Here is a 23,689-nt window from a genome sequence, read left to right on the forward strand (position 1 = left end):
GGGTCGATCGCGGACGGAGTCCGCTCCTACACAGCCACTGGGTTCCCGCGTTCGCGGGAATGACGGGATTGTGCCGTTACACCTGGAACACCGGCACCCGGTGGCACCAGCGGTCCTTGTATTCGCGGTCGGCGCGGCCGAAGGAATAGCGTAGCGGCTTGCCCAGCGCCTCGGCTTCGGCCCAGGCCTGCTGGGTGTTGACGTGGGTGAGCACGCTGCCGGGGCTGAACTCGCGGTTCTCCGGGGCCACGCCGCCGTTGATGTATTCGACGCTGATCCACTTCGGCGACTCGACGCGGTAGAGGATCTGGATCGCCACCGGCTCGCCGTCCAGGCGCACCAGCGAGCCGCGCATGAACTCGCGCATCAGCCCGAGCACCTCGGCCAGGCGCGCCTTGCCCGGCACCTCGAAGCCCCAGCGGCGCTGGAACAGCTCGGCGTAGATGCGCGCCTGCTCGGCCGGGCTCAACTCGTCCATCGGCTGCAGCACGCCGCCGGCCTCTTCCAGCAGGCGCAGCTCGCGGCGCTGGTTGTAGCGGAATTTCTTGGAGAAGTCCGCCGGCGCGCGGTTCAGCGCCAGTTCCTCGTCCTGCCGGCGGGCGTCGGTCACCTGCGGCTGGTTCAGCTCGGACAGATAGCGCACCCGATGGCGCAGGGCAATGCGCGCATCCTCGGCGATCGGCAGGATGACCTCGGCATTGCCCAGGTCGAACAGCGCCTTCTTGCCTTCGCGCTTGAGCACTTCCTTGGACAGCGCCAGGTGCCGGCCCCAGGTGGGGATGGCGGCGCGCAGCTGGCCGTCGGCGACCCAGCCCAGGTAGCGCACCGGGATGCCGGCCAGGCCCGCCAGGCGCTCCACCACCTGCGGGTGGGTCGCCACGCTGCCGCCGAAGCGCTGCCAGGCCTCGGCGTAGGCCGCGGCGTCGATGGGTGTCCAGCCGCGCTCGCGGACGACGCGCAGGCGATCGAGCAGGGCCATTCAGGCCGACTCGCCGATGCCGTCCTCGGCCGGCTCGTCGGCGAACTGCCTGGCATGCAGGCGCGCGTAGTAGCCGTTGAGGGCGATCAGCTCGTCGTGGGTGCCCCGCTCGACGATGTGGCCCTGGTCCATCACCAGGATCAGGTCGGCGCGCTCGATGGTGCTCAGGCGGTGGGCGATCACCAGGGTGGTGCGGCCCTCCATGACCTTCTCCAGGGCGGCCTGGATGTGCCGTTCGGACTCGGTGTCCAGCGCCGAGGTGGCCTCGTCGAGGATCAGCACCGGGGCGTCCTTGAGCAGCGCGCGGGCGATCGCCAGGCGCTGGCGCTGGCCGCCGGAGAGCATCACGCCGTTCTCGCCCACCTCGGTGTCGAAGCCTTCGGCCAGGCGGTCGATGAACTCGCGGGCGAAGGCGTCCTCGGCGGCTTTCTCCACCGCGCTGCGCGGCTTGCTGGCGAGGTCGCCGTAGGCGATGTTGTTGAGCACGCTGTCGTTGAACAGGTTGACCTGCTGGGTGACCAGCGAGATGTGCTTGCGCAGGTTGCGCAGGCGGTAGTCCTCGACGTCCACGCCATCGAGGAGGATCTTGCCCTCGCTGTGGTCGTAGAAGCGCGGGATGAGGTTGGCCAGGGTCGACTTGCCGCTGCCGGAGCGGCCGACCAGGGCGACCATCTGCCCCGGCTCGACGCTGAAGTTGAGGTCGTTGAGCACGCGCTTCTCGCTGCCCGGGTAGGTGAAGCTGAGGTTCTTCACTTCCAGGCGGCCCTGCACGCGTTCCTTCTCGACGCTGCCATGGTCCACTTCGGGCTTCTCGTCGAGCTGCTCGAAGATGCTCTCGGCGCCGGCCACGCCCTTCTGGATGGTCGAGCTGACCTCCGAGAGCTGGCGGATCGGCTTGGGCAGCAGGCCGGCCATGGAGATGTAGGCCACCAGGTCGCCGACGGTGGCGTCGCCGCGCAGCAGCAGCACCAGGTACAGCAGCACGGCCATGGCGCTGTAGATCACCAGTTGCAGCATCGGCGTGTAGATCGCCGAGGTCTTGTTCATGCGCAGGTTCTTCTCGGTGTTCTCCCGGCTCACGTCGAGGAAGCGCTCGCGCTCGTAGGCCTCGCCGCCGAAGCTGCGCACCACGCGGTAGCCCTGGATGGTCTCGGAGGAGACGTGGGTCACGTCGCCCATGGCCACCTGGATCTTCTTGCTCTGCTTGCGGAACTTGCGGCTGGCACTGGTCACCATCAGGGCGATGACCGGCAGGATGGCAACCATCACCAGGGTCAGCTTCCAGTTCATGTACAGCAGCGAGAGGAACAGGAAGACCACGGTCATGCCTTCGCGGATCACCACCTTGATGGCGTCGGTGGCGGCGCCGGTGACCATGGTCACGTTGAAGGTGATGCGCGAGATCAGGTGCCCGGAGTTGTGGCTGTCGAAATAGCGGTTGGGCAGCGTCAGCAGGTTGTTGAACAGCGCCACCCGCAGGTCGTGCACCAGGCCCAGGGAGACGCGGGCGATGTAGTAGTTGCCGAGGAAGGAGCCGATGCCCTGCCAGACCGCGATCAGCACTACCAGCAGCGGCACCGCGTAGAGCAGCGAGAGGTCGCGCAGCCAGGGCCAGGGGGCGTTGGGGAACAGCTTGGCGTCCGGGTGCGTCAGGCCGTCGACGAAGTACTTGAGGATGCCGGCCAGCATCGGCTGGGTGGCGGCGAAGATCAGGAAGCCGACGATGCTCAGGGCGAACATGCCCCAGTAGGGCCGCACGTAGGTGAGCAGGCGGAAGTAGATCTTCAGGCTCGAGGGCTCTGCGGTGTCTTTGCCGGTCATGAAAGAATCGCACGCTGAAAAGGCCGGCGATTATAACACAGGCCTCTCGTTTGCCCGGCGCCTGGGCTACTATAGCCGGCCCCGTCCAGGAACCCCGGTATGCAACAGCTAGACCTTCCCGCCTATGAATCGCTGCGCGCCGGTGCCACCGTGCTGGAAGCCGACGGCCATGGCGACAAGGTCCTGCGCCTGCCCGACGGCAACTTCGTCAAGCTGTTCCGGCGCAAGCGGCTGGTCTCCTCGGCGGCGCTCTACCCCTATGCCCGGCGCTTCGCCGACAACGCCCAGGCCCTGCAGCGGCTGGGCATCCCCTGCCCCGAGGTGATCGGCGTCTACCGCGTGCCCGCCATCGCCCGCGACCTGGTGCACTACCGCCCGCTGCCGGGCCAGACGCTGCGCCAGCTGATCGCCGCCGGCCAGGCCGACGGCGCCCTGCGCGAGCGCCTGGGCGAGCTGATCGCCCGCCTGCACGAACGCGGCGTGTACTTCCGCTCGCTGCACCTGGGCAACGTGGTGCAGACCCCGCAGGGCGAACTGGGGCTGATCGACATCGCCGACATGAAGACCCAGCGCCGCGCCCTCGGCCGCCTGCAGCGCAAGCGCAACTTCGCGCATATGCTGCGCTACGCCGAGGATCGGCAGTGGTTGCTGGCGGACAAGGGCAACGAGCTGAGCGCGGGCTACCTGCGCCACGGCAAGGTACGCTGGGACGCCCGCGAACTGCAGGGCATCCTCAACGCCGGTTGAGTTCGCCGCCGGCCTCCCCGGCCGGGCGCTCCAGGCTCAGGCCGAGCAGGAATACCGCCCAGGGCATCAGCCACATGGCGCGGGTGCGCTCCCACAGGCTGAACACGTCGAACTGCATGGCCACGCTGGCGAAGACCCACAGCAGCAGCAGCGCCAGGCCCAGTTGCGTATGGCGGCTACGCCAGGCCCGCAGCCCCAGCATCGCCCAGAGCGCCAGCCAGACGAGCAGCGCCGGAATCCCGTACTGCAAGGCGGTATGCAGCAGGAAGTTGTGGGTGCTGCCATGGTAACCGCCGGCCCAGCCCTGGACCTCGTAGGTGGTGCCATAGCCCACGCCGATCCAGAAATGCTCGCGCAGGATCGGCAAGGCGCTGCGCAACAGTTCCAGCCGCTCCGAATCCCCCCGTTCCATCAGGCTCGGCTCCAGGCAGAACAGCGCGGCCCCGCCGACCAGGGTCGACAGGGCAGCCAGGCGCCAGCGCCAGCCCGGCAGCAGCACCAGGCAGAACGTCGCCGTGGCCATCAGCGCCAGCAACGCTCCGCGGCTGCCACACAGGGCGACGTAGAACAGCGGGGGAAGCTGCAGCAGCAACCAGGCCAGCCGCCAGCCGCGCCCCGCCGGGCGCAGCGGCAGCGCCATCACCAGCAGGAAGGCCGTGGCGTAGGCGGCCGCATTGGGATTGTCGAGGAAGCCACCGAAGCCGTTCAGGCGCCCGGGCGCGTAGGCCGGGGCCCAGAGCAGCGCGGCCAGGCAATAGAGGCTGTTGAGCAGGCCGAGCGCTATCAGGGTACCGCGCAGGCGTGGCTCGCTGGCCCGCGCCCAGAGCAACCAGCCGCAGACCAGCAACACGAAGAGGCTCGACTGCTTGACCCGCGACAATCGGTCGAAATCCCCGACGGCCCACAGCAGCGAGAGATTGGCCCAGGCGAACAGCGCCAGGAACAACCACATTTCCCTGCGCTCGCCGATCAGCCGCCCCAGTTCGGCGCGGCGGGCGATCACCAGCCAGAGCGCCGGCAGGTACACGAACAGCGCCACCATGGTGTAGTAGAACTTCATGGTCGGCGTCAGCAGCACCCCGGCGAGGGTCCAGAACACGCCGAACCCCAGCATCGCCTCGGCCACGCGGTCCCGGCGGGCGACAGGCACGCCACCCCGGCCCGCGGCGGGCCGCCAGGTCTGCCATGCCTGCAATAACATCGACTTCATCCCGAACGCGCTCATCCCTCGTGGAACTTGAACAACAGGTGGCGCAGGCGGCGCCAGGTCACGCGGTTCCAGCGCCACGGCGGCAGCCTCAGCAGAAGCCGCAGGGCATAGGCCTTGTCCGACACCACCGAGTGCTTGAGCGCCTTGTTGATCACGCAGGTGAAACCCTGCGAGTAGCCGGGCTGGCCGCGGTAGGGGGCGATGGCCATCAGGTCGTAGTCGAGCTGCCGCTGGTAGGCGGTCTTGGACATGTTGCCCGGGTGCCTGCGGTAGAGCGTCACCAGCTCCGGCAACACATCCGTGCGATAACCCAGGCGGGCGATCTTCAGGGTGATCTGGAAATCCTGGATGCGAATCTCCGGGTCATAGCCGCCGGCACGGTCCAATGCCTCGCGTCGATACATGGCCACGGGGGCGCCGATGGCGTGGGCGCGGGACAGCAGCTCGACGAAGCTGTAGCTGCGCAGCGGCTTGCCCTCCTCGGCCTTCAGCCGCCGGCCTTCGGCGTCGACGTAGATCACCCGCGCGCCGACACAGCCGACATCCGGGTGCGCCTCGAGGTAGGCGGCCTGCAGCGACAGGCGGCCCGGCAGCATCACATCGTCGGAGTCGGGGGTGGCGATGAACTCGCCGCGGGCATGGCCCAGGGCCGTGTTCAGGGCGGCGCTCACGCCCTGGTTGGCTTGCCGGTAGAACTGGAAACCGTAGCGCTGGCGCAAGGCCTCGATCTTCTCGGCGCTGGCGTCCTGGGAGCCGTCATCGACGACGATCAGCTCGAAGTTCGGGTAGTCCTGCTCGAGGATGCTCAGCAGGGCCTCCTCGATGTAGCGTTCGCGGTTGTAACAGGGTACCAGCACGGAGATCAGCGGCTTGGCCACGACCACCTCCGGCCCCGACGGCCGCCGCGAAAGCTTCGACGCATGAATGTTCAAATTCCCAAGACCCGGCGTAATCGTTCCAGCCTGCCCGGTTGCGGGCGAGGGCGCAAGGGTGGTGCCATCGCCTCGACGATGCGCGCCCCGATGCGGCTGAAACCGAAGCCTTCCTCGGCCAGCCGGCGGCCCTGTTCGGCGATGCGCGCGGCCAGGGCGGGGTCCTCGCGCAGCACCTGCAGCTTGCGGCGCAGCTCGGGGATGTCGCGGTAGAAGACGACGTTCTGCATGTCGGCCAGGCCCAGCGCGCGGTTCTCCTCTTCCCCCTGATCGTAGGCGAAAAGCACGCAGCCGCAGGCCATGGCCTCGAAGTTCTTGATCATGTACTCGCCCATGCCGACGTCCGCGCTGACGAAGAAGCGGATGCGGTTGAGCGTGTTCAGGTAGTCCGCGCCGGAGTTGGTCTTGGTGACCAGCAGGTTCTCCACCTTGCCCAGCTCGTCGAGCAGCGCCTTGCGCCCGCTGTAGGCCACGCTGCCGGTGCTGCCGACGAAGGCCAGCTCGATGTCGCGCTCGCGGCCCAGGTCGTGGAGCAGGTCCTGGTCGTAGCCCTTGGGCACGAAGACGGCGTCGAAGCCCTCCTCGCGCAGGCGCCGGGCGACCACCGCGCCGGAGCTGATCACCCGCGCCCAGGGCATGCGCCGGTAGTGGGCGCTGAACTTGCCGGTGTACTTGCAGGGGATGTAGTTCTGGTAGGCGTCGTGTTCGAGGATCACCAGGTTCGGCACGCTGGCGATGAAGGAAGCCTGGCGCATTTCCTTCTTGAAGCGCAGGAAGAACAGGATGCGGTCGTAGCGCGTGACGTCCACCTGCTCGCGGAAGTAGCGGCGCAGGTTGGCCTGCTCGTCACTGCTCAGCCAGCGCAGGTCGCATTCGCAGTGTTCGGCGATGCCGTCGTAGAGGCGGTCGAGAATGGCGCGTTGTTCTTTCTGAACCAGAAACAGGACTTTCAAGACTCACCTTTTCGCATCCCGGCCAGCGGGCAGTCTATTCGGAAGCACCGCGCGTCAGCGCGCGGACCAGCGGCAGGCTCCAGAACTCCCGGCGCACCGCCTCGTCGGAGAAGCGGCTGCGCAGGCGCTCGTCCATCAGCCGGGCGCAGGCCTCGCGCTGCTGGCGATCCAGCGCGGCGAGGTGCCCGAGGCCCTGGGCCAGCGCCGCGTCGTCGCGCAGCGGGAAGAGGATGCCCAGGCCTTCGACGATCTCGCCGGCGCCACCACCGGCGGTGGAGATCAGCGGCACGCCGGCGGCCATGGCCTCCAGCAGGACCATGCCGAAGGGCTCGTGGTCGGAACTCAGGGCGAACACATCGAAGGCCTTGAAGTAGCGCCGCGCGTCCGGCACCTGGCCGAGGAACAGCACCCGTTCGGCGATGCCCAGCTCGCGGGCCAGTTCCTTGAGGTCTTCCTCCAGGCGGCCCTTGCCGAGGATCGCCAGCAGCGCGGCCGGCGGCAGTTGCGGCAGCGCCGCGGCGAAGCCGCGCAGCAGCGTGGCCTGGTCCTTGTCCGGGTGCAGGCGGCCGACGTTGCCGACCACCCAGGCGTTGTCCGCCAGGCGCAGGTGCTGGCGCGCCGGGTAGCGCTCCACCTGCTCGGCCTGCAGGGCGTCGACGTCGACGCGGTTGTACAGCGTCTCGATGCGCTCGGCCGGCCAGGCCGGCAGGCACTGGCGCAGCTCGTCGCGCACCGCGTTGGACACCGCCAGCAGGCTCAGGCGCTTGGCGAACAGTTTGGCGAACAGCTTGCGGCCGAGCCGGCGGTAGTCGCCGAAGCCGTGGTGCACGCCGATCACCGGCAGGCGGGTGGCGAGCATGGCCACCCAGGTCGGCTTGAAGCGATGCGCGATGCAGAAGCGGAAGTCGCGCGAGCGGGCGATCTCGCGCAGGTCGCGGATGGCCCGCAGCTTGAGGCCGCGCACGTCCTTCGAGCTGTAGTCGAGGAACAGCACCTCGTCGCTGGCGCAGCCGGCAGCCACCTCGGCGTCGGGCGCGCCGGTGAGGAACACCGTGGTCACCCGGTAGCCGGTGCCGGCGAACAGGCTGGCGTACTGACGGGCGCAGTCGAGGAAAGGCCCGTCATAGCCGTGGCAGAATTGCAGTACCCGCGGTTCAGCCGAACGAGTCATAGGCCGGCGCACCTTCCTTGACCACGAGGATGTCCTGCATGATCAGGTACTGCAGGTCCGAACCGTAGAACATGTTCAGCGCGTCGGTCGGCGAGCAGATCATCGGCTCGCCGCGGCGGTTCAGCGAGGTGTTCAGCGCCACGCCGTTGCCGGTGAGCTTCTCCAGCTCCTTCATCAGGTCGTAGTAGCGCGGGTTGAACTCGCGCTTGAGCACCTGGGCGCGGGAGGTGCCGTCCTCGTGGACGACTTCCGGCACGCGGGTCTTCCACTCGTCGTTGACCTCGAAGGTGAAGGTCATGAACGGCGCCGGGTGGTTGATCTTGAACATCTGCGGGCCGACGGTATCCAGCATCGACGGGCAGAACGGCCGCCAGCGCTCGCGGAACTTGATCTGCGCGTTGATCCGGTCGGCCACGCCCGGCACGCTCGGGCAGCCGAGGATGGAACGCCCGCCGAGGGCGCGCGGGCCGAACTCCATGCGGCCCTGGAACCAGGCCACCGGGTTGCCGTCGGCCAGCACCTTGCCGATCAGCTCGGGCACGTTGTCGATCTTGCGCCAGGCCGGCGCCGCCGCGTGGCGGGCGCAGGCGGCGATGACGTCTTCGTTGCTGTACTGCGGGCCGAGGTAGACGTGCTCCATCTTCTCCACCGGCACGCCACGCTCCCAGGACACGTAGGCGGCGGCGCCGACCGCGGTGCCGGCGTCGCTGGACGCGGGCTGCACGTACAGCTCCTTCACTTCCGGGCGCGAGATGATCTTCTGGTTCAGCTTGACGTTCAGCGCGCAGCCGCCGGCGAAGGCGATCTTGCCGGTTTCGCGGAGGATGTCGCCCAGGTAGTAGTCCATCATCTCCAGCGCCAGCTTCTCGAACAGCGCCTGGATGCTGGCGGCGTAGTGGATGTACGGGTCGTCGGCGATGTCGCCTTCGCGCTTGGGCCCCAGCCACTCGATCAGCTTGGGCGAGAAGTAGTAGCCCTTGCCCTTTTCCTTGTAGCGGCGGAAGCCGATGACGTTGGCGTAGTCGGTGTTGATGATCAGCTCGCCGTTCTCGAACTTGGCCAGGCGCGAGAAATCGTACTTGCTGGCATCGCCGTAGGGCGCCATGCCCATGACCTTGAACTCGCCGTCGAGCATGTCGAAGCCGAGGTACTCGGTGATCGCGCCGTACAGGCCGCCGAGGGAGTCCGGGTCGTAGAATTCCTTGATCTTGTGGATCTTGCCATTCTCGCCCCAGCCGAAGAAGGTGGTGGCGTACTCGCCCTTGCCGTCGATCCCGAGGATCGCCGTCTTCTCCTTGAAGCCGGAGCAGTGGTAGGCGCTGGAGGCGTGGGCCAGGTGGTGCTCCACCGGCTGGATCTTGACCTTCTTCAGGTCGAAGCCCAACTGCTGCAGGCACCATTCGATGCGCTTGTAGTAGCGCTTGTAGCGGCGGTTGCCGAGCAGGATGGCGTCCAGCGCGCGGTCCGGGGCGTAGGCGTAGCGCTTGGCGTAGTGCCAGCGGGCCTTGCCGAACAGGCTGATGGGGGCGAAGGGAATGGCCACCACGTCGACGTCGGACGGCTTGATCCCGGCCTGCTCCAGGCAGAACTTGGCCGACTCGTAGGGCATGCGGTTCTTCGCGTGCTTGTCGCGGACGAAGCGCTCTTCTTCGACCGCCGCGACCAGCTTGCCGTCGATGTACAGGGCGGCGGAAGGGTCATGGCTTACGGCGCCGGACAGGCCGAGGATGGTCAATGCCACTGGTGTTGCCTCTTGGTAAAGCCCGGCCCCGTCAGCGGGGCCCAGGCGATGATCTTCGTCGGCTCGTCGGAGCCTTCACTTCCCGGGTCGGTCTTGCGCTTGGACGCCGGCCTTGGGTATGCGTTCATCCAGCAGCCGGTGGAGCGCGCTGTCCTGCGGCCAGTTGCGCAGGAAACGTGCGCGGTCGCGGGCGTAGGCGCGTTCGAAACCGGCCTGGCCGTGGTGCTTGTGCATGGCGTCGAGGTCGATCAGCGCCCAGCGCCCCCCATCGCCCTCGCCCTGCCAGAACAGGTTGTGGCCCTTGAGGTCGCCGTGGCTGATGCGCTCGCGCCGCAGCGCCGCGAACAGGCTGTCCAGGGCCTTCAGCTCGGCCTCCGGCGGCATGCCGGCCCCGTCCGGATCGTCCAGATGGGGTTTGAAACGGGCGATTATATCCTGCCCGCCCAGGTAATCGGTAATCAGGAAGGCCGGCCCGCGCAGCCACAGCCAGCGCCGTTCCAGCACCGCCAGGGGTTTCGCGGTGGCGATGCCGAGGGCTTCCAGGCGGTTGCCCTCGCGCCAGGACGCCCAGGCGCGGCTGGGGCGCCAGAAGCGCTTGAGCCAGTGCAGCAGGTTCTTGATGTTGTAACGTTTCACTACCAGCGGCCGGCCAGCCAGCTCCACTTTCGCCACGGTAGCGGCACCGCCGGTCTTGTAGACATGCCCCCGGTCAATGAAAGCGTCCGGCTCGGCCAGCAGCGGCGCAAGGCCGGCCTCTTCCTCGCGGCGCACCGCGCGCAGGCCGAAGGCGCCGCGGCGCACGCTGAACAGGCTGCAGTCGCGGCCGATCTTCTTCAGCAGGTCGGCGACGCGCCAGCGGCGCACCCGGGCGATCTCCTTCTGCAGGGCCTCCAGCGGCAGCGCGTGCTCGCCGTTGACCAGCAGGTAGTGCACCAGCAGCTCTTCGAGGAAGGGGTCGAGGCTGGCCGGCAGCTGGGCGAAGAACACCCCGAGGTTTTCCAGCACGTGCTTGCGCGACAGCGGCTGGCCGGGCGTCTCGGCGCGGATGCCGGCGCCGTCGATCAGGTACAGGCGGCCGTCGTGGCGCAGCAGGTTGTCCAGGTGCAGGTCTTCCTGCCAAAGGCCCTTGGCGTGCAGCTCGGCGATGGCCGCCAGGGCCTCGCCGAGCACCGTCTGCTGGGCGTCGGACAACGCCGGCTCGGCCTCCACCGCGCGCCAGGCGTCGCCCAGGCTGTGGGCGCCGTCGAGGAACTCGAAGAGCAGCCAGCCGCCCTCGCCTTCGCCCAGGCCGTCGGCCAGCAGCAGCGGCGTGGTCAGGCCCTGCTCGGCGAGCAGGCGCACGCCGGCCAGCTCGCGCTGGAAGTGCCGCGCGGCCTTGCCGCCGACCAGCAGCTTGGCCAGCACCTGGCGCCCGCGCCAGTTGCCTGCGCCGACGTAGCGCCGGCCCGGCAGCACGCGCAGCAGGCTGTCCAGGCGCAGCTCGGCGGGGCCGGCGCCATCGGCCAGTTCCAGCCGCAGCGGCAGCGTCGGCTGGCGCCCGGCGTTACGCAGTTCGCCCAGCCTCACCCGCGTTTCTCCTTCTTGCGCCGGCGCGCGCCCAGGCGCTTGTACCAGTGGTCCACCTCGGCGCCGCTGGCCGCGCTGCCCAGGTAGGCGGCGAGCAGCTGGCGCACGTCCACCTCGCTCCAGTCGGGGGCGCGGCGCAGCAGCGGCTCCAGGTCCTTGACGCGGTCGCGCAGGCCGAACCACAGCGGGCGGGTCTTCTCCAGGTCGATCAGGCAGGCCTGGAAGCCGTCCCCGGCCTCGCGCAGGAAGATGTGCTTGGGATAGAAGCAGCCGTGCATCTGCCCGGCCTCGTGCAGGCGCCGGGCGAGCATGCCGCAGGCGTGCAGGATCGCCTGGCGGCGCTCGGGCGGCAGGCCGGACCAGTCCTTCAGCCAGGCGTCCAGGTCGCGCCAGCCGTCCAGCGCGCGGGTCACCAGGATGGCGCGGCGTTCGCCGCCCTCGCGGCGCTCGCCGAAGAAGGCCGCCTGCAACGCTGGGATGCCCAGCTGCTGGTAGCGCTGGATGTTGCGGAACTCGCGGGCGAAGGTCGGCTCGCCGCCCGGGCGCAGCAGGCTGCGCGTGAGGTGGTTGCTCTGCCGCTTGAGGTAGTACGCGCCGCCGTCCAGCTCCAGGCGGAACACGCTACTCCAGCCGCCGCGCTCGGTGTTGGGCTCGTCCACTGCCTCCAGCGGCAGCGTCCAGAGCGCGTCGAAGCCGGCCAGGCCCTGGCTTTGCAGGCGCTCGCGGTCGTCGTCGGCGATGAAGTCGTTCACTCGCGTCCCTCGTAGAAATGGGCGATGCGCCGCACGCGCTGCTTGTCCGAGGCGTTCAGCCGCTCGCGCCGGCGGTACTGCAGGTAGAAGCGCAGGCGCTGGGTGGCGGTGAGGTGGTGCTTGGCCACCTTGTCCAGGGTCGCCAGGTCCTTGGTGATGCGGTGGCGCAGCATGAAGCTGACCCAGTAGTCGCCGATCGGGCAGTCGATGAAATACACGGTGCCGGCGGAATCGACCAGGATGTTGCGCCACTTCAGGTCGTTGTGGGTGAAGTGGTGGTCGTGCATCAGCCGCGTGTGCGCCGCCAGCTGCCGGCTGACGTGGTCGACCCAGGCGCGGTCGCGCAGGCGCGGGTCGTTGCGCCGGGCCAGCGCGGCCAGGTCTTCGGTGCCCGGCACCTCGCGGGTGATCATGGCGCCGCGGACGAAGGCGCCGCGCCGGCGCTCCAGGCCCCAGGCCACCACTTCGGCGGTGGGGATGCCCCACTTGGCGAACTGCTTGAGGTTCTGCCACTCGGCCTTGATCCGCGGCCGCGCGAGGTAGCGGTGGTAACCCTTGCCGGCGCTGTTGTAGCGCTTGACGTAGTAGCGCACGCCGTCGCGCTCGATACGGATCACTTCGGACTTGGGGTCCTTGGTCAGGCGCTCGCCCTGCAGGGCGAACACCGCGTCCAGGCTGCCGAAGTCGGCGGACAGGTGGCTGTAGGCGGGTTCCAGGGTCCAGCCCGACATCAGAGCAGGTCTCCGTAGCGCTGCTTGCGATCGTAGAGTCTGGCGGCCTTGCGCTCCATCCAGGCGAGCAGAGCGGCCTCCTCGCGTAGGATGTCGCGCAGGGGCTTGCGGAAGTAACCGCGCAGGAAGCGTAGCTTGTCGCGTTGCGTCAGGCCGATATCCAGCGCCGAGAAGTACAGCGCGGCCAGGTCCTTGTCGCGCCAGCGGCGCGGCGTGGCGGCGCGGGTCTGGGCGCGGTGCAGGTCGATCACCGACAGGCGCAGGTCGTCGGGCGTCGGCGCCCGGTCGGTGTGCAGCAGGAAGTGGCAGATGTAGCAGTCGCGGTGGTTCACCCCGGCGCGGTGCATGGTGCCGACCATCTTCGCCACTTCGTCGATCAGCGCGCGCTTGAAGCGCGGCGCCGGTGGCTCGCGCAGCCAGTTCAGCGAGAGCTGTTCGAGGTCGACGGTGGGGGCCAGCTCCTCGGTGACGATGAACGAGTGCTGGCGCGCCGGGTCGCTGCCGCGCTCGCCATAGGCCACCGCGGTCATGGTCGCGACGCCCGCTTGGTGCAGCCGCTCCAGGGCGCGCTGCTCCTGGCCGGCGCCGAGCACCGGGAGCTTGGCGCTGAGCAGGTTCTTGAAGATCTCGCCCCAGCCGATGCCGCGGTGGATCTTGACGAAGTAGCCACGGCCATCGACCTCGGTGCGCAGGGTGCGGCGGCCTTCCAGCTCGCGGTAGACCTTGCCCTGCAGGCGTTCCACCTCGACGAAGGGGTCCTTGCCGGCCCACAGGCGCTCGAAGGGCTCGTGCAGCTCGAGCTTCATGGCGGGAGCCCTTCGTAGGAGCGAGCTTGCTCGCGAACGCGTTTCCCGATGGGTGTGGCGTCAAGCGGGTTCGCGAGCAAGCTCGCTCCTACGGGAAAAGCAGGGAGAGCGGGGAGTTGGATGTTCATGGGCGCTCCGCGAGGATCACGTCCGCGGCATGCTGCGGCATGGAGTACAGGTCCGCCGTGTCGGCGAAGGCCAGGCCGTTGCGCGACCAGGCGGCGCGCGCCGCGTCGTCTTCGAGCATCTGCGCCAGCATGCGGTTGAAGGCGTCCTGCTCGAAGGGCGAAGGCACCACGCGGCCGGCATCGGCCTCGGCGATGTAGTGGGCGTACCCGCAGACGTCGGTGACCAGCACCGGCAGCCCGGCCACCACGGCCTCCAGCAGCACGGTGCCGGTGTTCTCGTTGTAGGCCGGGTGGATCAGCAGGTCGGCGCCGAGCAGGAAGCGCGGGATGTCGCTGCGGCCCTTGAGGATCTGCACCTGGTCCGACAGGCCCAGGGCCTTGACCTGCAGCAGGAAGGGCCTGGGGTCGTCCTGGCCGATGGCGATCAGCCGGGTGCGCTTGCGCAGCGCCCGCGGCAACGCCGCCAGGGCCTTGAGGCTGCGGTCCAGGCCCTTGGTCTTGAAGCCCGAGCCGATCTGCACCAGCAGCAGGTCGTCGTCGGCCAGCTTGAACTCGCGGCGGAAGTCGGCGCGGATTTCCGCGGCGTTGGCCGGCGCCCGGCGGTCCTGGGCGATGCCCGGGGGCAGCAGGTGGAAGCGCTCGATCGGGGTGTGGTAGTGCTTGATGAACAGCGGCTGCTGCACCTCGGAGATCATCAGCACCTCGGTCTTCGACTCGGGGGCGAACACCGCCCGCTCGTAATCGGCGAAGTGCTTGTAGCGGCCCCAGCGGCGGTAGATCGGGTTGCGCAGGGTCTGCGCCTTGTCCTCGAAGCAGCCGTCGGCGGCGTAGTAGACGTCCAGGCCGGGCATCTTGTTGAAGCCGATCACCCGGTCCACCGGGTCGCGGGCCAGGTCCGCGGCCAGCCAGGCGCTGAACTTCTCGTTGCGGCGATGGTTGAACAGTGCCTTGACCGGCGCCACGCGCACGTCGAAGCCGGGCGGCACCTCGCCTTCCCAGATCGGCGTGTAGACGCGGATGCCATGGCCGCGCTTCTGGCATTCCAGGGCGATGCGCATGAAGTCGCGCTGCAACCCGCCGAACGGGAAGTACTTGTACAGGACGAAAGCCAGGGTCATCGAAGCGTCTCCGGGGCCAGCAGCAACGCCTCCAGTTGCAGTGCCACGCGCTGCGGGTTCAGGCGCGTGAAGCACAGGGGCTGCTCTTGCCGCAGGTCGAACTGGCGCTTGTCTTCGGCCGTCGGCTGGTAGGTGCAGGTCTTCTGCAGGCAGGGTGCGCAGGGCCAGTCGCTGGCCAGGTGCACCTGGGAACGCCCATAGGCGCCAGTCAGCCCGGGGTTGGTCGGGCCGAACAGCGACAGCGTCGGCACGTCCAGGGCGGCGGCCAGGTGTCCGAGCCCGGTGTCCACCGCCACGCAGGCGGAAGCGCCGGCCAGGACCTTGGCCATGCCTGCGAGGGATAATTTGGGGAGCACCGAGGCGTTTTCCAAGCCCTGGGCGATGCGCTCGGCGCGCTGGCGCTCGTTGTCGTTGCCCCAGGGCAGCCTGACCGACCAGCCGCGCTCGCCCATGCGCTCGGCCAGCTCGCGCCAGTAGGCCTCGGGCCAGTGCTTGGTGACCCAGGTGGTGCCGTGCAGGAAGACCAGATAAGGCTCGCCGGCGCTCTGATCGATCAGCAGGCCGCGGTCCAGCCCGTAGTCACCGACGCCCGCGGGCAATGGATAGTCCAGCGCCTGGGCGAACAGCTGGCGCACGCGCTCCACCGCATGCTGGCCCCAGGCGACGCGGTAGCCACGGTCGTAGAAGCGGCTGGCCGCCGGCTCGCGCGCGGATTCCCTGTCCAGCCCGGCGACCGGCACCTTCTTCGCGTAGCGCGTCAGCCAGGCGCTCTTGAGCAGGCCCTGGGCATCGATCACCAGGTCGTAGTCGACCTCGCGCAGGCGTTTCTTGAAGCGCCGCCACTCGCCGTTCTTCAGTGTCTGCCAGAGGTTCTTGCGCCAGCGCCGGATGGCCACCGGGATGACCTGGGCCACCGCCGGGTGCCAGGCCGGGATCTCGGCGAAGCCTTCCTCGACCACCCAGTCGAACTGGATGCCGGGGATGGCCCGGGCGGCGTCGGTGAGCGCCGGCAGGGTATGGATGACGTCGCCCAGGGACGACGTCTTGATCAGCAGTACCCTCATTCGACGTCGACCGGGTCCGCGACCAGGCGGTCGAGTGCCTGCAGTACCTGCCCGGGCGGCAGTTCACGCAGGCAGTTGTAGTGGCCGAAGCGGCACACGCGGTCGAAGCAGGGGCTGCATTCCAGGCCCAGGCGGACGATTTCCACGGCATCGGCCAGCGGCGGGGTGAACTGCGGCGAGGTGGAGCCGTACACCGCCACCAGCGGGCGGTTCAGCGCGGCGGCCACGTGCATCAGGCCGGAGTCGTTGCTGACCACGGCGGACGCGCAGGACATCAGGTCGATGGCCTCGGCCAGGGCGGTCTCGCCGGCGAGGTTCAGCGACTCCTCGCGCAGGCCGGGGATCAGCCGCGAGCGGATGTCCTCGCCGCCGGGGTGGTCGTTCTTCGAGCCGAAGATCCACACTTGCCAGCCGGCGCGGATCTTCGCCTCGGCGACCTTGGCGTAGTACTCCGCGGGCCAGCGCTTGGCCTCGCCGAACTCGGCCCCGGGGCACAGCGCCAGCACCGGGCGGTCCAGGCTCAGGCCGAACTTGGCCAGGGCCGCGTCGCGGCTGGCCGGGTCGATGGCCAGGCGCGGCTGCGGGTAGGGCTTGGGCAGCTCGGTGCCCGGCGGGTAGGCCAGGGCCATGAAGCGCTCGATCATCAGCGGGTAGCGCTGCTTGTCGAGCTTGCGGATGTCGTTGAGCAGGCCGAAGCGCATCTCGCCCTTCCAGCCAGTGCGCCGGGGAATGCCGGCGAAGAACGGCACCAGGGCGGACTTGAGCGAGTTGGGCAGGAGGATCGCCTGGTCGTACCGGCCGGCCAGGGACTTGCCGATGCGCCGGCGCGCGGCGACGTCGAGCACGCCGTGGCCGAGCGGGAAGCTCAGGGCCTGGCGCACTTCGGGCATGCGTTCGAGGATCGGCCGGCTCCAGTCGGGCGCCAGCACGTCGATCTGGCAGTCGGGGTGTTCGCGCTTCAGGCACTCGAAGAGCGTCTGCGCCATCACCATGTCGCCGACCCAGGAGGGACCTACGATCAGAATATTCATAGTCGGGAAGCTTCAAGCTGAAAGCTTCAAGCCGCAAGCCGGAAGTGCTCCCGCTTGCGGCTTGAGGCTCGATGCTTGCAGCTTATCGTACCAGTGTGCGCCACTCCGGATGGGCGCTGGTCTTGCCGGTGACTAGGTCGAAGTAGGCCTTCTGCAGTTGCTCGGTCACCGGGCCGCGGCGGCCGATGCCGATCTGCCGGCCGTCCACCTCGCGGATCGGGGTGACTTCGGCGGCGGTGCCGGTGAAGAAGGCCTCGTCGGCGATGTACACCTCGTCGCGGGTGATGCGCTTCTCGATCACCTTGATGCCCAGCTCGTTGGCCAGGGTCAGCACGGTGTTGCGGGTGATGCCGTTCAGGCAGGCGGTGACTTCCGGGGTGTAGATCACGCCGTCCTTGATGATGAAGATGTTCTCGCCCGAACCCTCGGCCACGTAGCCTTCGGGGTCGAGCATCATGGCCTCGTCGGCGCCGCCGGAGATGGCTTCCTGCAGGGCCAGCATCGAGTTGATGTAGGCGCCGTTGGACTTGGCGCGGGTCATGGAGATGTTCACGTGGTGGCGGGTGAAGGAGCTGGTGCGCACCTTGATGCCCTGCTCCAGGGCGTCGTCGCCCATGTAGGCGCCCCAGTGCCAGGCGGCGACTATCACGTGGACCTTCAGGCCGGCGGCGCGCAGGCCCATGCCTTCGCTTCCGTAGAACACCATCGGGCGGATGTAGGCGCTTTCCAGGTTGTTCTCGCGGACCGCGGCGCGGGTCGCTTCGTTGATCTCTTCCTTGGTGAACGGCATCTTCATGTTCATGATGTGCGCCGAGTCGAAGAGACGGTCGGTGTGGGCCTGCAGGCGGAAGATCGCGGTGCCCTGCGGGGTGTTGTAGGCGCGCACGCCCTCGAACACGCCCATGCCGTAGTGCAGGGTGTGGGTCAGAACGTGGGTGGTCGCGTCGCGCCACTGCACCAGTTCGCCGTCATACCAGATCACGCCATCACGATCGGCCATCGACATATTTGCCAGCTCCTCACAGAAATTCGTCGTCCGGTCGCCGCGGAACCCAGCCCCGCCGGCGACCTGTGCGTACTGCCCGGGATCAGGCGAGCTCGAGCTCGCGCCAGATCCGCATCACTCCGCGGCGTTCTTCATGGAAACGGTCGCCGCCCACTACCCCTGGCTGTTTCTGCAGCGCCAGACGGTGCGCGGCTGCGCGATAGGCCTTGTAGGCCTCCTGCAGGAAACGGACGTCCTCGCTGGCGATCAGGCCAGCCCGCTCCAACCCTTCCAGGATGCGGATGTTGTCGGTGAACTGCAGCAACTCCGGGTGCTGCCACGACCAGGCAAGGGCCGCATATTGCACCATAAATTCGATATCGACGATACCACCGGCATCCTGCTTGAGATCGAAGGGCGCCGCGGCTTCGAAGGCATTCGGCGCGGTGCCGGCGGCGGTCGCGGGGGTGCCCAGGTTGTCGCGCATCTTCGCGCGCATCTCGCTGACCTCGCGGCGCAGCTCGGCCAGGTCGCGATGGCGCCCCACCACCGCGGCGCGGATGCCCTCGAAGGCGTCGGCCACGCGCGGGCTGCCGGCCAGCACGCGGGCGCGCACCAGGGCCTGGTGCTCCCAGGTCCAGGCCTCGTTCTGCTGGTAGGCCTGGAAAGCCGCCAGCGAACTCACCAGCAGGCCGGCGGCGCCGCTGGGGCGCAGGCGCATGTCCACCTCGTAGAGCGCGCCGGAGGTGGTCTGGGTGGTGAGGAAGTGGATGATCTTCTGCCCCAGGCGGGTGAAGAACTGCGAGCCGTCGATGGGCTTGGCGCCGTCGGTCTCGCGCTGCGGGTCGCCGTCGTGGATGAACACCAGGTCCAGGTCCGAGCCGTGGCCCAGCTCCAGGCCGCCGACCTTGCCGTAGCCGACGATGATGAAGTCGGTGTCGCAGGGCGTGCCGTCGGCCCGCAGCGGCCGGCCGTGGCGCTGCACCAGTTGGTGCCAGGCCAGGGCCAGAACCTGTTCGAGGATGGCCTCGGCGAGCCAGGTCAGGTAGTCGCTGACCTTCATCAGCGGCAGGGTGCCGGCGATTTCCGAGGCCACCACGCGCAGGCCGTGGGCCAGCTTGAAGTGGCGCAGGGTCTCCATCTGCTGTTCGAGGTCGTCCTCGGGGATGCGCATCAGCCGCTCGCGCAGCTCGGCGGCCAGCTCCGGCGCCAGCGGCGGGCGGAACAGGCGCCCTTCGTTGAGCAGCTCGTCGAGCAGGATGGGGAACCTGGCGATCTGCTCGGCCACCATCGGGCTGGCCGCGCACAGCGTCAGCAGGCGCTCCAGGGCGCCGGGGTTCTCGGTGAGCAGCACCAGGTAGGCCGAGCGCCGCGCCACCGCTTCCACCAGGGGCAGCACGCGCTCCAGGGTCAGGTCCGGCTTCTCGTGCTCGGCGAGCATGTTCAAAAGGCGCGGTACGAAGGCGTCCAGGCGCTCGCGGCCCAGGCGCTGCATGGCGCGCACCTGGTTGCCGTGGCGCAGGTCGATGAGCCGCTTGAAGGCCGCCGCCGGCTCGGCGAAGCCGGCCTCGGCCAGCTGCCGGCAGGCGGACTCCTCGTCCATCTGCTCTTCCCACAGCGGCAGCCACTCGGCGCCGGGCGTGGCGCCTTCGTTCTCGCCGCCCTCGTCCTCGTCGGGGTCGGCGATCACCTGGCGGAAGTGCCAGTCGACGCGCTCGCGCCAGTGGTTGATCGCCTCGTGGAAGGCCGACCAGTTGGCGAAGCCCATGATGAAGGCCACGCGGATGCGCGACAGCTCGTCCTCCGGCAGCATCTGCGTCTGGCGGTCGTCGATGGCCTGCAGGGCGTGCTCGGCGTAGCGCAGGAACTGGTAGCCCTCGCGCAGCTCGGCGACCACCGCCGGCGGCAGGTAGCCCTGCCCCTCCAGGGTCGCCAGCACCCGCAGCAGCGGCCGCTGCTGCAGGCTCAGGTCGCGGCCGCCGTGGATCAGCTGGAAGGCCTGGGCGATGAACTCCACCTCGCGGATGCCGCCGGCGCCGAGCTTGATGTTCTCGCTCATGCCCTTGCGCCGCACTTCCTGCTGGATCAGCTGCTTCATGTTGCGCAGCGCCTCGATGGCCGAGAAGTCCAGGTAACGCCGGTACACGAACGGCCGCAGCAGCTCCAGCAGGCGCTGGCCGGCGTCCTGGTCACCGCCGACCACCCGCGCCTTGATCATCGCGTAGCGCTCCCAGTCGCGGCCCTGGTCCTGGTAGTACTGCTCCAGGGCGGCGAAGCTGTGCACCAGCGGGCCGCTGGAGCCGTAGGGGCGCAGGCGCATGTCGACGCGGAAGACGAAGCCTTCGACGGTGATGGCGTCCAGCGCCTTGATCAGCTTCTGCCCCAGGCGGGTGAAGAACTCCTGGTTGTCCAGCGCGCGGCGTGCGCCCTGGGTCTCGCCACCCTCGGGGTAGCCGAAGATCAGGTCGATGTCCGAGGACAGGTTCAGCTCGCCGGCGCCCAGCTTGCCCATGCCCAGCACCACCAGCTGCTGCGGCAGGCCGGAGCGGTGGCCGATGGGCGTGCCGAACTGCTGGCAGTGCCTTTCATAGAGCCAGCGGTAGGCCAGGTCGATGCCGTTGTCGGCGAGGTCGGAAAGGTCGCGGCAAGTGCCGGCCAGGTCGCTGCCGCGGGTCAGGTCGCGCCAGACGATGCGCAGCTGCTGGCGCCGGCGGAAGCGGCGCAGGCGGCGGCCCAGCTCGTCCTCGTCGGCGCAGTCGGCCAGCAGCGCCTCCAGCTGCGCGCGCATCTCGCCGCGCTCCAGCGGGCGGTCCAGCTGACCGCTGGCCACCAGTTCGAGGAACCCCACGGCGTCACGCGCCGCCTGTTCGGCGACGAAGTCGCTGGCCGCGCAGACCAGCGCGAAATCGTGGTGGCGCTCGGCGGACCACTGCCCATAAAGGACGGCATGTTCGGCGGGAAGACTGGCAACGGCGTTGCTGAAGGCCTGCCCCGCGCGCTCGGCGAGGGGCTTGAGGGTGGCCGGCAGGGCGGCCCGGGACGGCAGAGTCATGCATCGATCCTGATGAACGGCAACCCCGCGGAAGCCCCGCCATTCGGGCGCCTGTAGTTTTACTACTAACTTTTTTCGGCGAAGGGCTGTATCCACTCGCGTTTTGTAGTAAAACTACAACCCGCCGGAACCACCCCCCGGTGCACTTCCAAGAATTCGCGGCGTCGCCCACGAGGCCGGCGCTGCTATCGGCAACGATCTACTGGCTTTCGATTCTGGAAGCCTTTCCGCCCTGGAGCAAGCCATGCAAGACCTCGATCCCGTCGAAACCCAGGAATGGCTGGACGCCCTGGAATCGGTCCTGGACCGTGAAGGTGAAGACCGCGCCCACTACCTGATGACCCGCATGGGCGAGCTGGCCAGCCGGTCCGGCACCCAACTGCCCTACGCCATCACCACCCCCTACCGCAACAGCATTCCGGTAACCCACGAAGCACGCATGCCCGGCGACCTGTTCATGGAACGCCGCATTCGCTCGCTGGTCCGCTGGAACGCGCTGGCCATGGTGATGAAGGCGAACAAGCACGACCCGGATCTGGGCGGCCACATTTCCTCCTTCGCTTCCTCGGCGACGCTCTACGACATCGGCTTCAACTACTTCTTCCAGGCCCCGACCGACGAGCACGGCGGCGACCTGGTGTTCTTCCAGGGCCACGCCTCCCCCGGCGTCTATGCCCGCGCCTTCCTCGAAGGGCGCATCAGCGAAGACCAGCTGAACAACTTCCGCCAGGAAGTGGACGGCAACGGCCTGTCCTCCTACCCGCACCCGTGGCTGATGCCGGACTTCTGGCAGTTCCCCACCGTGTCCATGGGCCTGGGCCCGATCCAGGCGATCTACCAGGCGCGCTTCATGAAGTACCTGGAAAGCCGCGGCTTCATCCCCGCCGGCAAGCAGAAGGTCTGGTGCTTCATGGGCGACGGCGAGTGCGACGAGCCCGAATCCCTCGGCGCCATCTCCCTGGCCGGCCGCGAGAAGCTGGACAACCTGATCTTCGTCATCAACTGCAACCTGCAGCGCCTCGACGGCCCGGTACGCGGCAACGGCAAGATCATCCAGGAGCTGGAAGGCGTGTTCCGCGGCGCCGAGTGGAACGTCAACAAGGTGATCTGGGGCCGCTTCTGGGACCCGCTGTTCGCCAAGGACACCGCCGGCCTGCTGCAGGCGCGCATGGACGAGGTCATCGACGGCGAATACCAGAACTACAAGGCCAAGGACGGCGCCTACGTGCGCGAGCACTTCTTCGGCGCCCGCCCGGAGCTGCTGGAGATGGTCAAGGACCTCTCCGACGACGAGATCTGGAAGCTCAACCGTGGCGGCCACGACCCCTACAAGGTCTATGCGGCCTACCACCAGGCGGTCAACCACAAGGGCCAGCCGACCGTCATCCTGGCCAAGACCATCAAGGGCTATGGCACAGGCTCCGGCGAGGCGAAGAACATCGCGCACAACGTCAAGAAGGTCGACGTCGAGAGCCTGAAGTCGTTCCGCGACAAGTTCGACATCCCGATCAAGGATGCCGACCTCGAGAACCTGCCGTTCTACCGCCCCGAGGAAGGCAGCGCCGAGGCCAAGTACCTGGCCGAGCGCCGCGCCGCCCTGGGTGGCGTGATGCCGGTGCGCCGCGAGAAGAGCTTCCAGGTCCCGGTTCCGCCGCTGGAAACCCTCAAGGCCATGCTCGACGGCTCGGGCGACCGCGAAATCTCCACCACCATGGCCTTCGTGCGGATCATCTCGCAGCTGGTCAAGGACAAGGAACTCGGCCCGCGCATCGTGCCGATCGTGCCCGACGAGGCGCGTACCTTCGGCATGGAAGGCATGTTCCGCCAGTTGGGCATCTACTCCTCCGTCGGCCAGCTGTACGAGCCGGTGGATAAGGACCAGGTGATGTTCTACCGCGAGGACAAGAAGGGCCAGATCCTCGAGGAAGGCATCAACGAGGCCGGCGCCATGTCCAGCTGGATCGCCGCGGGTACCTCGTACTCCACCCACAACCAGCCGATGCTGCCGTTCTACATCTTCTATTCGATGTTCGGCTTCCAGCGCATCGGCGACCTGGCCTGGGCCGCCGGCGACAGCCGCGCCCACGGCTTCCTGATCGGCGGCACCGCCGGCCGCACCACCCTCAACGGTGAAGGCCTGCAGCACGAGGACGGCCACAGCCACATCCTCGCCGGGACCATCCCGAACTGCCGCACCTACGATCCGACCTACGCCTACGAGCTGGCGGTGATCATCCGCGAAGGCTCGCGGCAGATGATCGAAGAGCAGCAGGACATCTTCTACTACATCACCGTGATGAACGAGAACTACGTCCAGCCGGCCATGCCCAAGGGCGCGGAGGAAGGCATCATCAAGGGCATGTACCTGCTCGACGAGGACACCAAGGGCGCGGCCCACCACGTGCAGCTGCTGGGCTCCGGCACCATCCTGCGCGAAGTGGAAGCCGCGGCGAAGATCCTCCGCGAGGACTTCGGCATCGGCGCCGACGTCTGGTCGGTGCCCAGCTTCAACGAGCTGCGCCGCGACGGCCTGGCCGTGGAGCGCTGGAACCGCCTGCACCCGGGCCAGAAGCCCAAGCAGAGCTACGTCGAGGAATGCCTGGGCGGCCGCAAGGGCCCGGTCATCGCCTCCACCGACTACATGAAGCTGTACGCCGAGCAGATCCGCCAGTGGGTCCCGAGCAAGGAGTACAAGGTCCTGGGCACCGACGGCTTCGGCCGCAGCGACAGCCGTCGCAAGCTGCGTGACTTCTTCGAGGTGGACCGCCGCTGGGTCGTGCTGGCCGCGCTGGAAGCCCTGGCCGACCGTGGTGATATCGAACCCAAGGTGGTGGCCGAGGCCATCGCCAAGTTCGGCATCAACCCCGACAAACGCAACCCGCTGGACTGCTGAGGAGACGCA

18 protein-coding genes are annotated in these 23,689 nt (G+C 68.4%); 2 read left to right on the forward strand and 16 right to left on the reverse strand.

What is annotated here, in order from left to right; genetic code table 11:
• Positions 1-76: 76 nt before the first annotated feature.
• Both VV867_RS07795 and msbA read right to left on the reverse strand, forming a co-directional pair.
• Positions 77-973: a GNAT family N-acetyltransferase gene (locus VV867_RS07795; RefSeq protein ID WP_109935795.1), complete on the reverse strand. Its 897-nt coding sequence runs from the start codon at positions 971-973 to the stop codon at positions 77-79.
• A gap of 6 nt (positions 974-979) precedes the next feature.
• Positions 980-2,800 (reverse strand): lipid A export permease/ATP-binding protein MsbA, encoded by a 1,821-nt coding sequence (gene msbA / locus VV867_RS07800; protein WP_109935193.1) that lies wholly within the window; start codon positions 2,798-2,800, stop codon positions 980-982.
• Positions 2,801-2,899: 99 nt separating this feature from the next.
• Here msbA and VV867_RS07805 point away from each other — a divergent pair, with 99 nt between their 5' ends.
• On the forward strand, positions 2,900-3,547 hold the full coding sequence (locus tag VV867_RS07805; protein ID WP_109935194.1) for a lipopolysaccharide kinase InaA family protein: 648 nt from the start codon (positions 2,900-2,902) through the stop codon (positions 3,545-3,547).
• On the opposite strand, the gene VV867_RS07810 is transcribed toward VV867_RS07805, so the two are convergent.
• The 14 genes from VV867_RS07810 to glnE all read right to left on the reverse strand — a co-directional run bounded on the left by VV867_RS07810 (position 3,534) and on the right by glnE (position 20,787).
• On the reverse strand, positions 3,534-4,697 hold the full coding sequence (locus tag VV867_RS07810; RefSeq protein WP_328566047.1) for an O-antigen ligase family protein: 1,164 nt from the start codon (positions 4,695-4,697) through the stop codon (positions 3,534-3,536). The two genes, VV867_RS07805 and VV867_RS07810, sit on opposite strands and share 14 nt — an antisense overlap.
• A 71-nt stretch (positions 4,698-4,768) precedes the next feature.
• Complete coding sequence (locus tag VV867_RS07815; protein ID WP_109935195.1) at positions 4,769-5,635, reverse strand: glycosyltransferase family 2 protein; 867 nt, start codon at positions 5,633-5,635, stop codon at positions 4,769-4,771.
• A 50-nt stretch (positions 5,636-5,685) separates the two neighbouring features.
• Positions 5,686-6,642: a glycosyltransferase family protein gene (locus VV867_RS07820; protein ID WP_109935196.1), complete on the reverse strand. Its 957-nt coding sequence runs from the start codon at positions 6,640-6,642 to the stop codon at positions 5,686-5,688.
• Between the two features lie 34 nt (positions 6,643-6,676).
• On the reverse strand, positions 6,677-7,813 hold the full coding sequence (locus VV867_RS07825) for a glycosyltransferase (RefSeq protein WP_109935197.1): 1,137 nt from the start codon (positions 7,811-7,813) through the stop codon (positions 6,677-6,679).
• On the reverse strand, positions 7,797-9,554 hold the full coding sequence (locus VV867_RS07830) for a carbamoyltransferase family protein (protein ID WP_109935198.1): 1,758 nt from the start codon (positions 9,552-9,554) through the stop codon (positions 7,797-7,799). Before VV867_RS07830 ends, VV867_RS07825 begins: the two co-directional genes overlap by 17 nt.
• A gap of 75 nt (positions 9,555-9,629) precedes the next feature.
• Positions 9,630-11,120: a lipopolysaccharide kinase InaA family protein gene (locus VV867_RS07835; RefSeq protein ID WP_328566048.1), complete on the reverse strand. Its 1,491-nt coding sequence runs from the start codon at positions 11,118-11,120 to the stop codon at positions 9,630-9,632.
• Positions 11,117-11,872: a lipopolysaccharide kinase InaA family protein gene (locus tag VV867_RS07840; RefSeq protein ID WP_109935200.1), complete on the reverse strand. Its 756-nt coding sequence runs from the start codon at positions 11,870-11,872 to the stop codon at positions 11,117-11,119. The genes VV867_RS07835 and VV867_RS07840 overlap by 4 nt, the downstream gene beginning before the upstream one ends.
• A complete protein-coding gene (locus VV867_RS07845; RefSeq protein WP_109935201.1) occupies positions 11,869-12,603 on the reverse strand; it encodes a lipopolysaccharide kinase InaA family protein in 735 nt (244 codons plus the stop codon). The genes VV867_RS07840 and VV867_RS07845 overlap by 4 nt, the downstream gene beginning before the upstream one ends.
• The gene (gene rfaP, locus VV867_RS07850) at positions 12,603-13,409 is read right to left on the reverse strand and encodes a lipopolysaccharide core heptose(I) kinase RfaP (protein WP_328566049.1); all 807 of its coding nucleotides are present in this window, start codon (positions 13,407-13,409) and stop codon (positions 12,603-12,605) included. Before rfaP ends, VV867_RS07845 begins: the two co-directional genes overlap by 1 nt.
• 124 nt (positions 13,410-13,533) lie before the next feature.
• Positions 13,534-14,655, reverse strand: coding sequence for a glycosyltransferase family 4 protein (locus tag VV867_RS07855; RefSeq protein ID WP_328566050.1), 1,122 nt, complete (start codon positions 14,653-14,655; stop codon positions 13,534-13,536).
• On the reverse strand, positions 14,652-15,719 hold the full coding sequence (gene waaC, locus VV867_RS07860) for a lipopolysaccharide heptosyltransferase I (RefSeq protein WP_275628395.1): 1,068 nt from the start codon (positions 15,717-15,719) through the stop codon (positions 14,652-14,654). The genes VV867_RS07855 and waaC overlap by 4 nt, the downstream gene beginning before the upstream one ends.
• The gene (waaF, locus tag VV867_RS07865; protein ID WP_328566051.1) at positions 15,716-16,750 is read right to left on the reverse strand and encodes a lipopolysaccharide heptosyltransferase II; all 1,035 of its coding nucleotides are present in this window, start codon (positions 16,748-16,750) and stop codon (positions 15,716-15,718) included. Before waaF ends, waaC begins: the two co-directional genes overlap by 4 nt.
• Positions 16,751-16,832: 82 nt before the next feature.
• The gene (gene ilvE, locus VV867_RS07870; protein ID WP_275628393.1) at positions 16,833-17,756 is read right to left on the reverse strand and encodes a branched-chain-amino-acid transaminase; all 924 of its coding nucleotides are present in this window, start codon (positions 17,754-17,756) and stop codon (positions 16,833-16,835) included.
• An 82-nt stretch (positions 17,757-17,838) separates the two neighbouring features.
• On the reverse strand, positions 17,839-20,787 hold the full coding sequence (gene glnE / locus VV867_RS07875) for a bifunctional [glutamate--ammonia ligase]-adenylyl-L-tyrosine phosphorylase/[glutamate--ammonia-ligase] adenylyltransferase (RefSeq protein ID WP_328566052.1): 2,949 nt from the start codon (positions 20,785-20,787) through the stop codon (positions 17,839-17,841).
• Positions 20,788-21,031: 244 nt separating this feature from the next.
• Between glnE and aceE the strand changes: the two genes are divergently transcribed.
• On the forward strand, positions 21,032-23,680 hold the full coding sequence (aceE, locus tag VV867_RS07880; protein WP_109935208.1) for a pyruvate dehydrogenase (acetyl-transferring), homodimeric type: 2,649 nt from the start codon (positions 21,032-21,034) through the stop codon (positions 23,678-23,680).
• The last annotated feature ends 9 nt before the right edge of the window (positions 23,681-23,689 follow it).

The sequence above is a fragment of the Pseudomonas sp. JH-2 genome, from assembly GCF_036231725.1.
GTDB classification, from domain to species: domain Bacteria; phylum Pseudomonadota; class Gammaproteobacteria; order Pseudomonadales; family Pseudomonadaceae; genus Pseudomonas; species Pseudomonas delhiensis.

Bases quoted from the DNA above. Each gene is read 5' to 3' on its own strand.
- aceE (WP_109935208.1), top strand. From the start codon at position 21,032: ATGCAAGACCTCGATCCCGTCGAAACCCAGGAATGGCTGGACGCCCTG.
- glnE (WP_328566052.1), bottom strand. From the start codon at position 20,787: ATGACTCTGCCGTCCCGGGCCGCCCTGCCGGCCACCCTCAAGCCCCTC.
- VV867_RS07845 (WP_109935201.1), bottom strand. From the start codon at position 12,603: ATGTCGGGCTGGACCCTGGAACCCGCCTACAGCCACCTGTCCGCCGAC.
- VV867_RS07805 (WP_109935194.1), top strand. From the start codon at position 2,900: ATGCAACAGCTAGACCTTCCCGCCTATGAATCGCTGCGCGCCGGTGCC.
- ilvE (WP_275628393.1), bottom strand. From the start codon at position 17,756: ATGTCGATGGCCGATCGTGATGGCGTGATCTGGTATGACGGCGAACTG.
- VV867_RS07855 (WP_328566050.1), bottom strand. From the start codon at position 14,655: ATGACCCTGGCTTTCGTCCTGTACAAGTACTTCCCGTTCGGCGGGTTG.
- VV867_RS07825 (WP_109935197.1), bottom strand. From the start codon at position 7,813: ATGACTCGTTCGGCTGAACCGCGGGTACTGCAATTCTGCCACGGCTAT.
- waaF (WP_328566051.1), bottom strand. From the start codon at position 16,750: ATGAATATTCTGATCGTAGGTCCCTCCTGGGTCGGCGACATGGTGATG.
- msbA (WP_109935193.1), bottom strand. From the start codon at position 2,800: ATGACCGGCAAAGACACCGCAGAGCCCTCGAGCCTGAAGATCTACTTC.
- rfaP (WP_328566049.1), bottom strand. From the start codon at position 13,409: ATGAAGCTCGAGCTGCACGAGCCCTTCGAGCGCCTGTGGGCCGGCAAG.
- waaC (WP_275628395.1), bottom strand. From the start codon at position 15,719: ATGAGGGTACTGCTGATCAAGACGTCGTCCCTGGGCGACGTCATCCAT.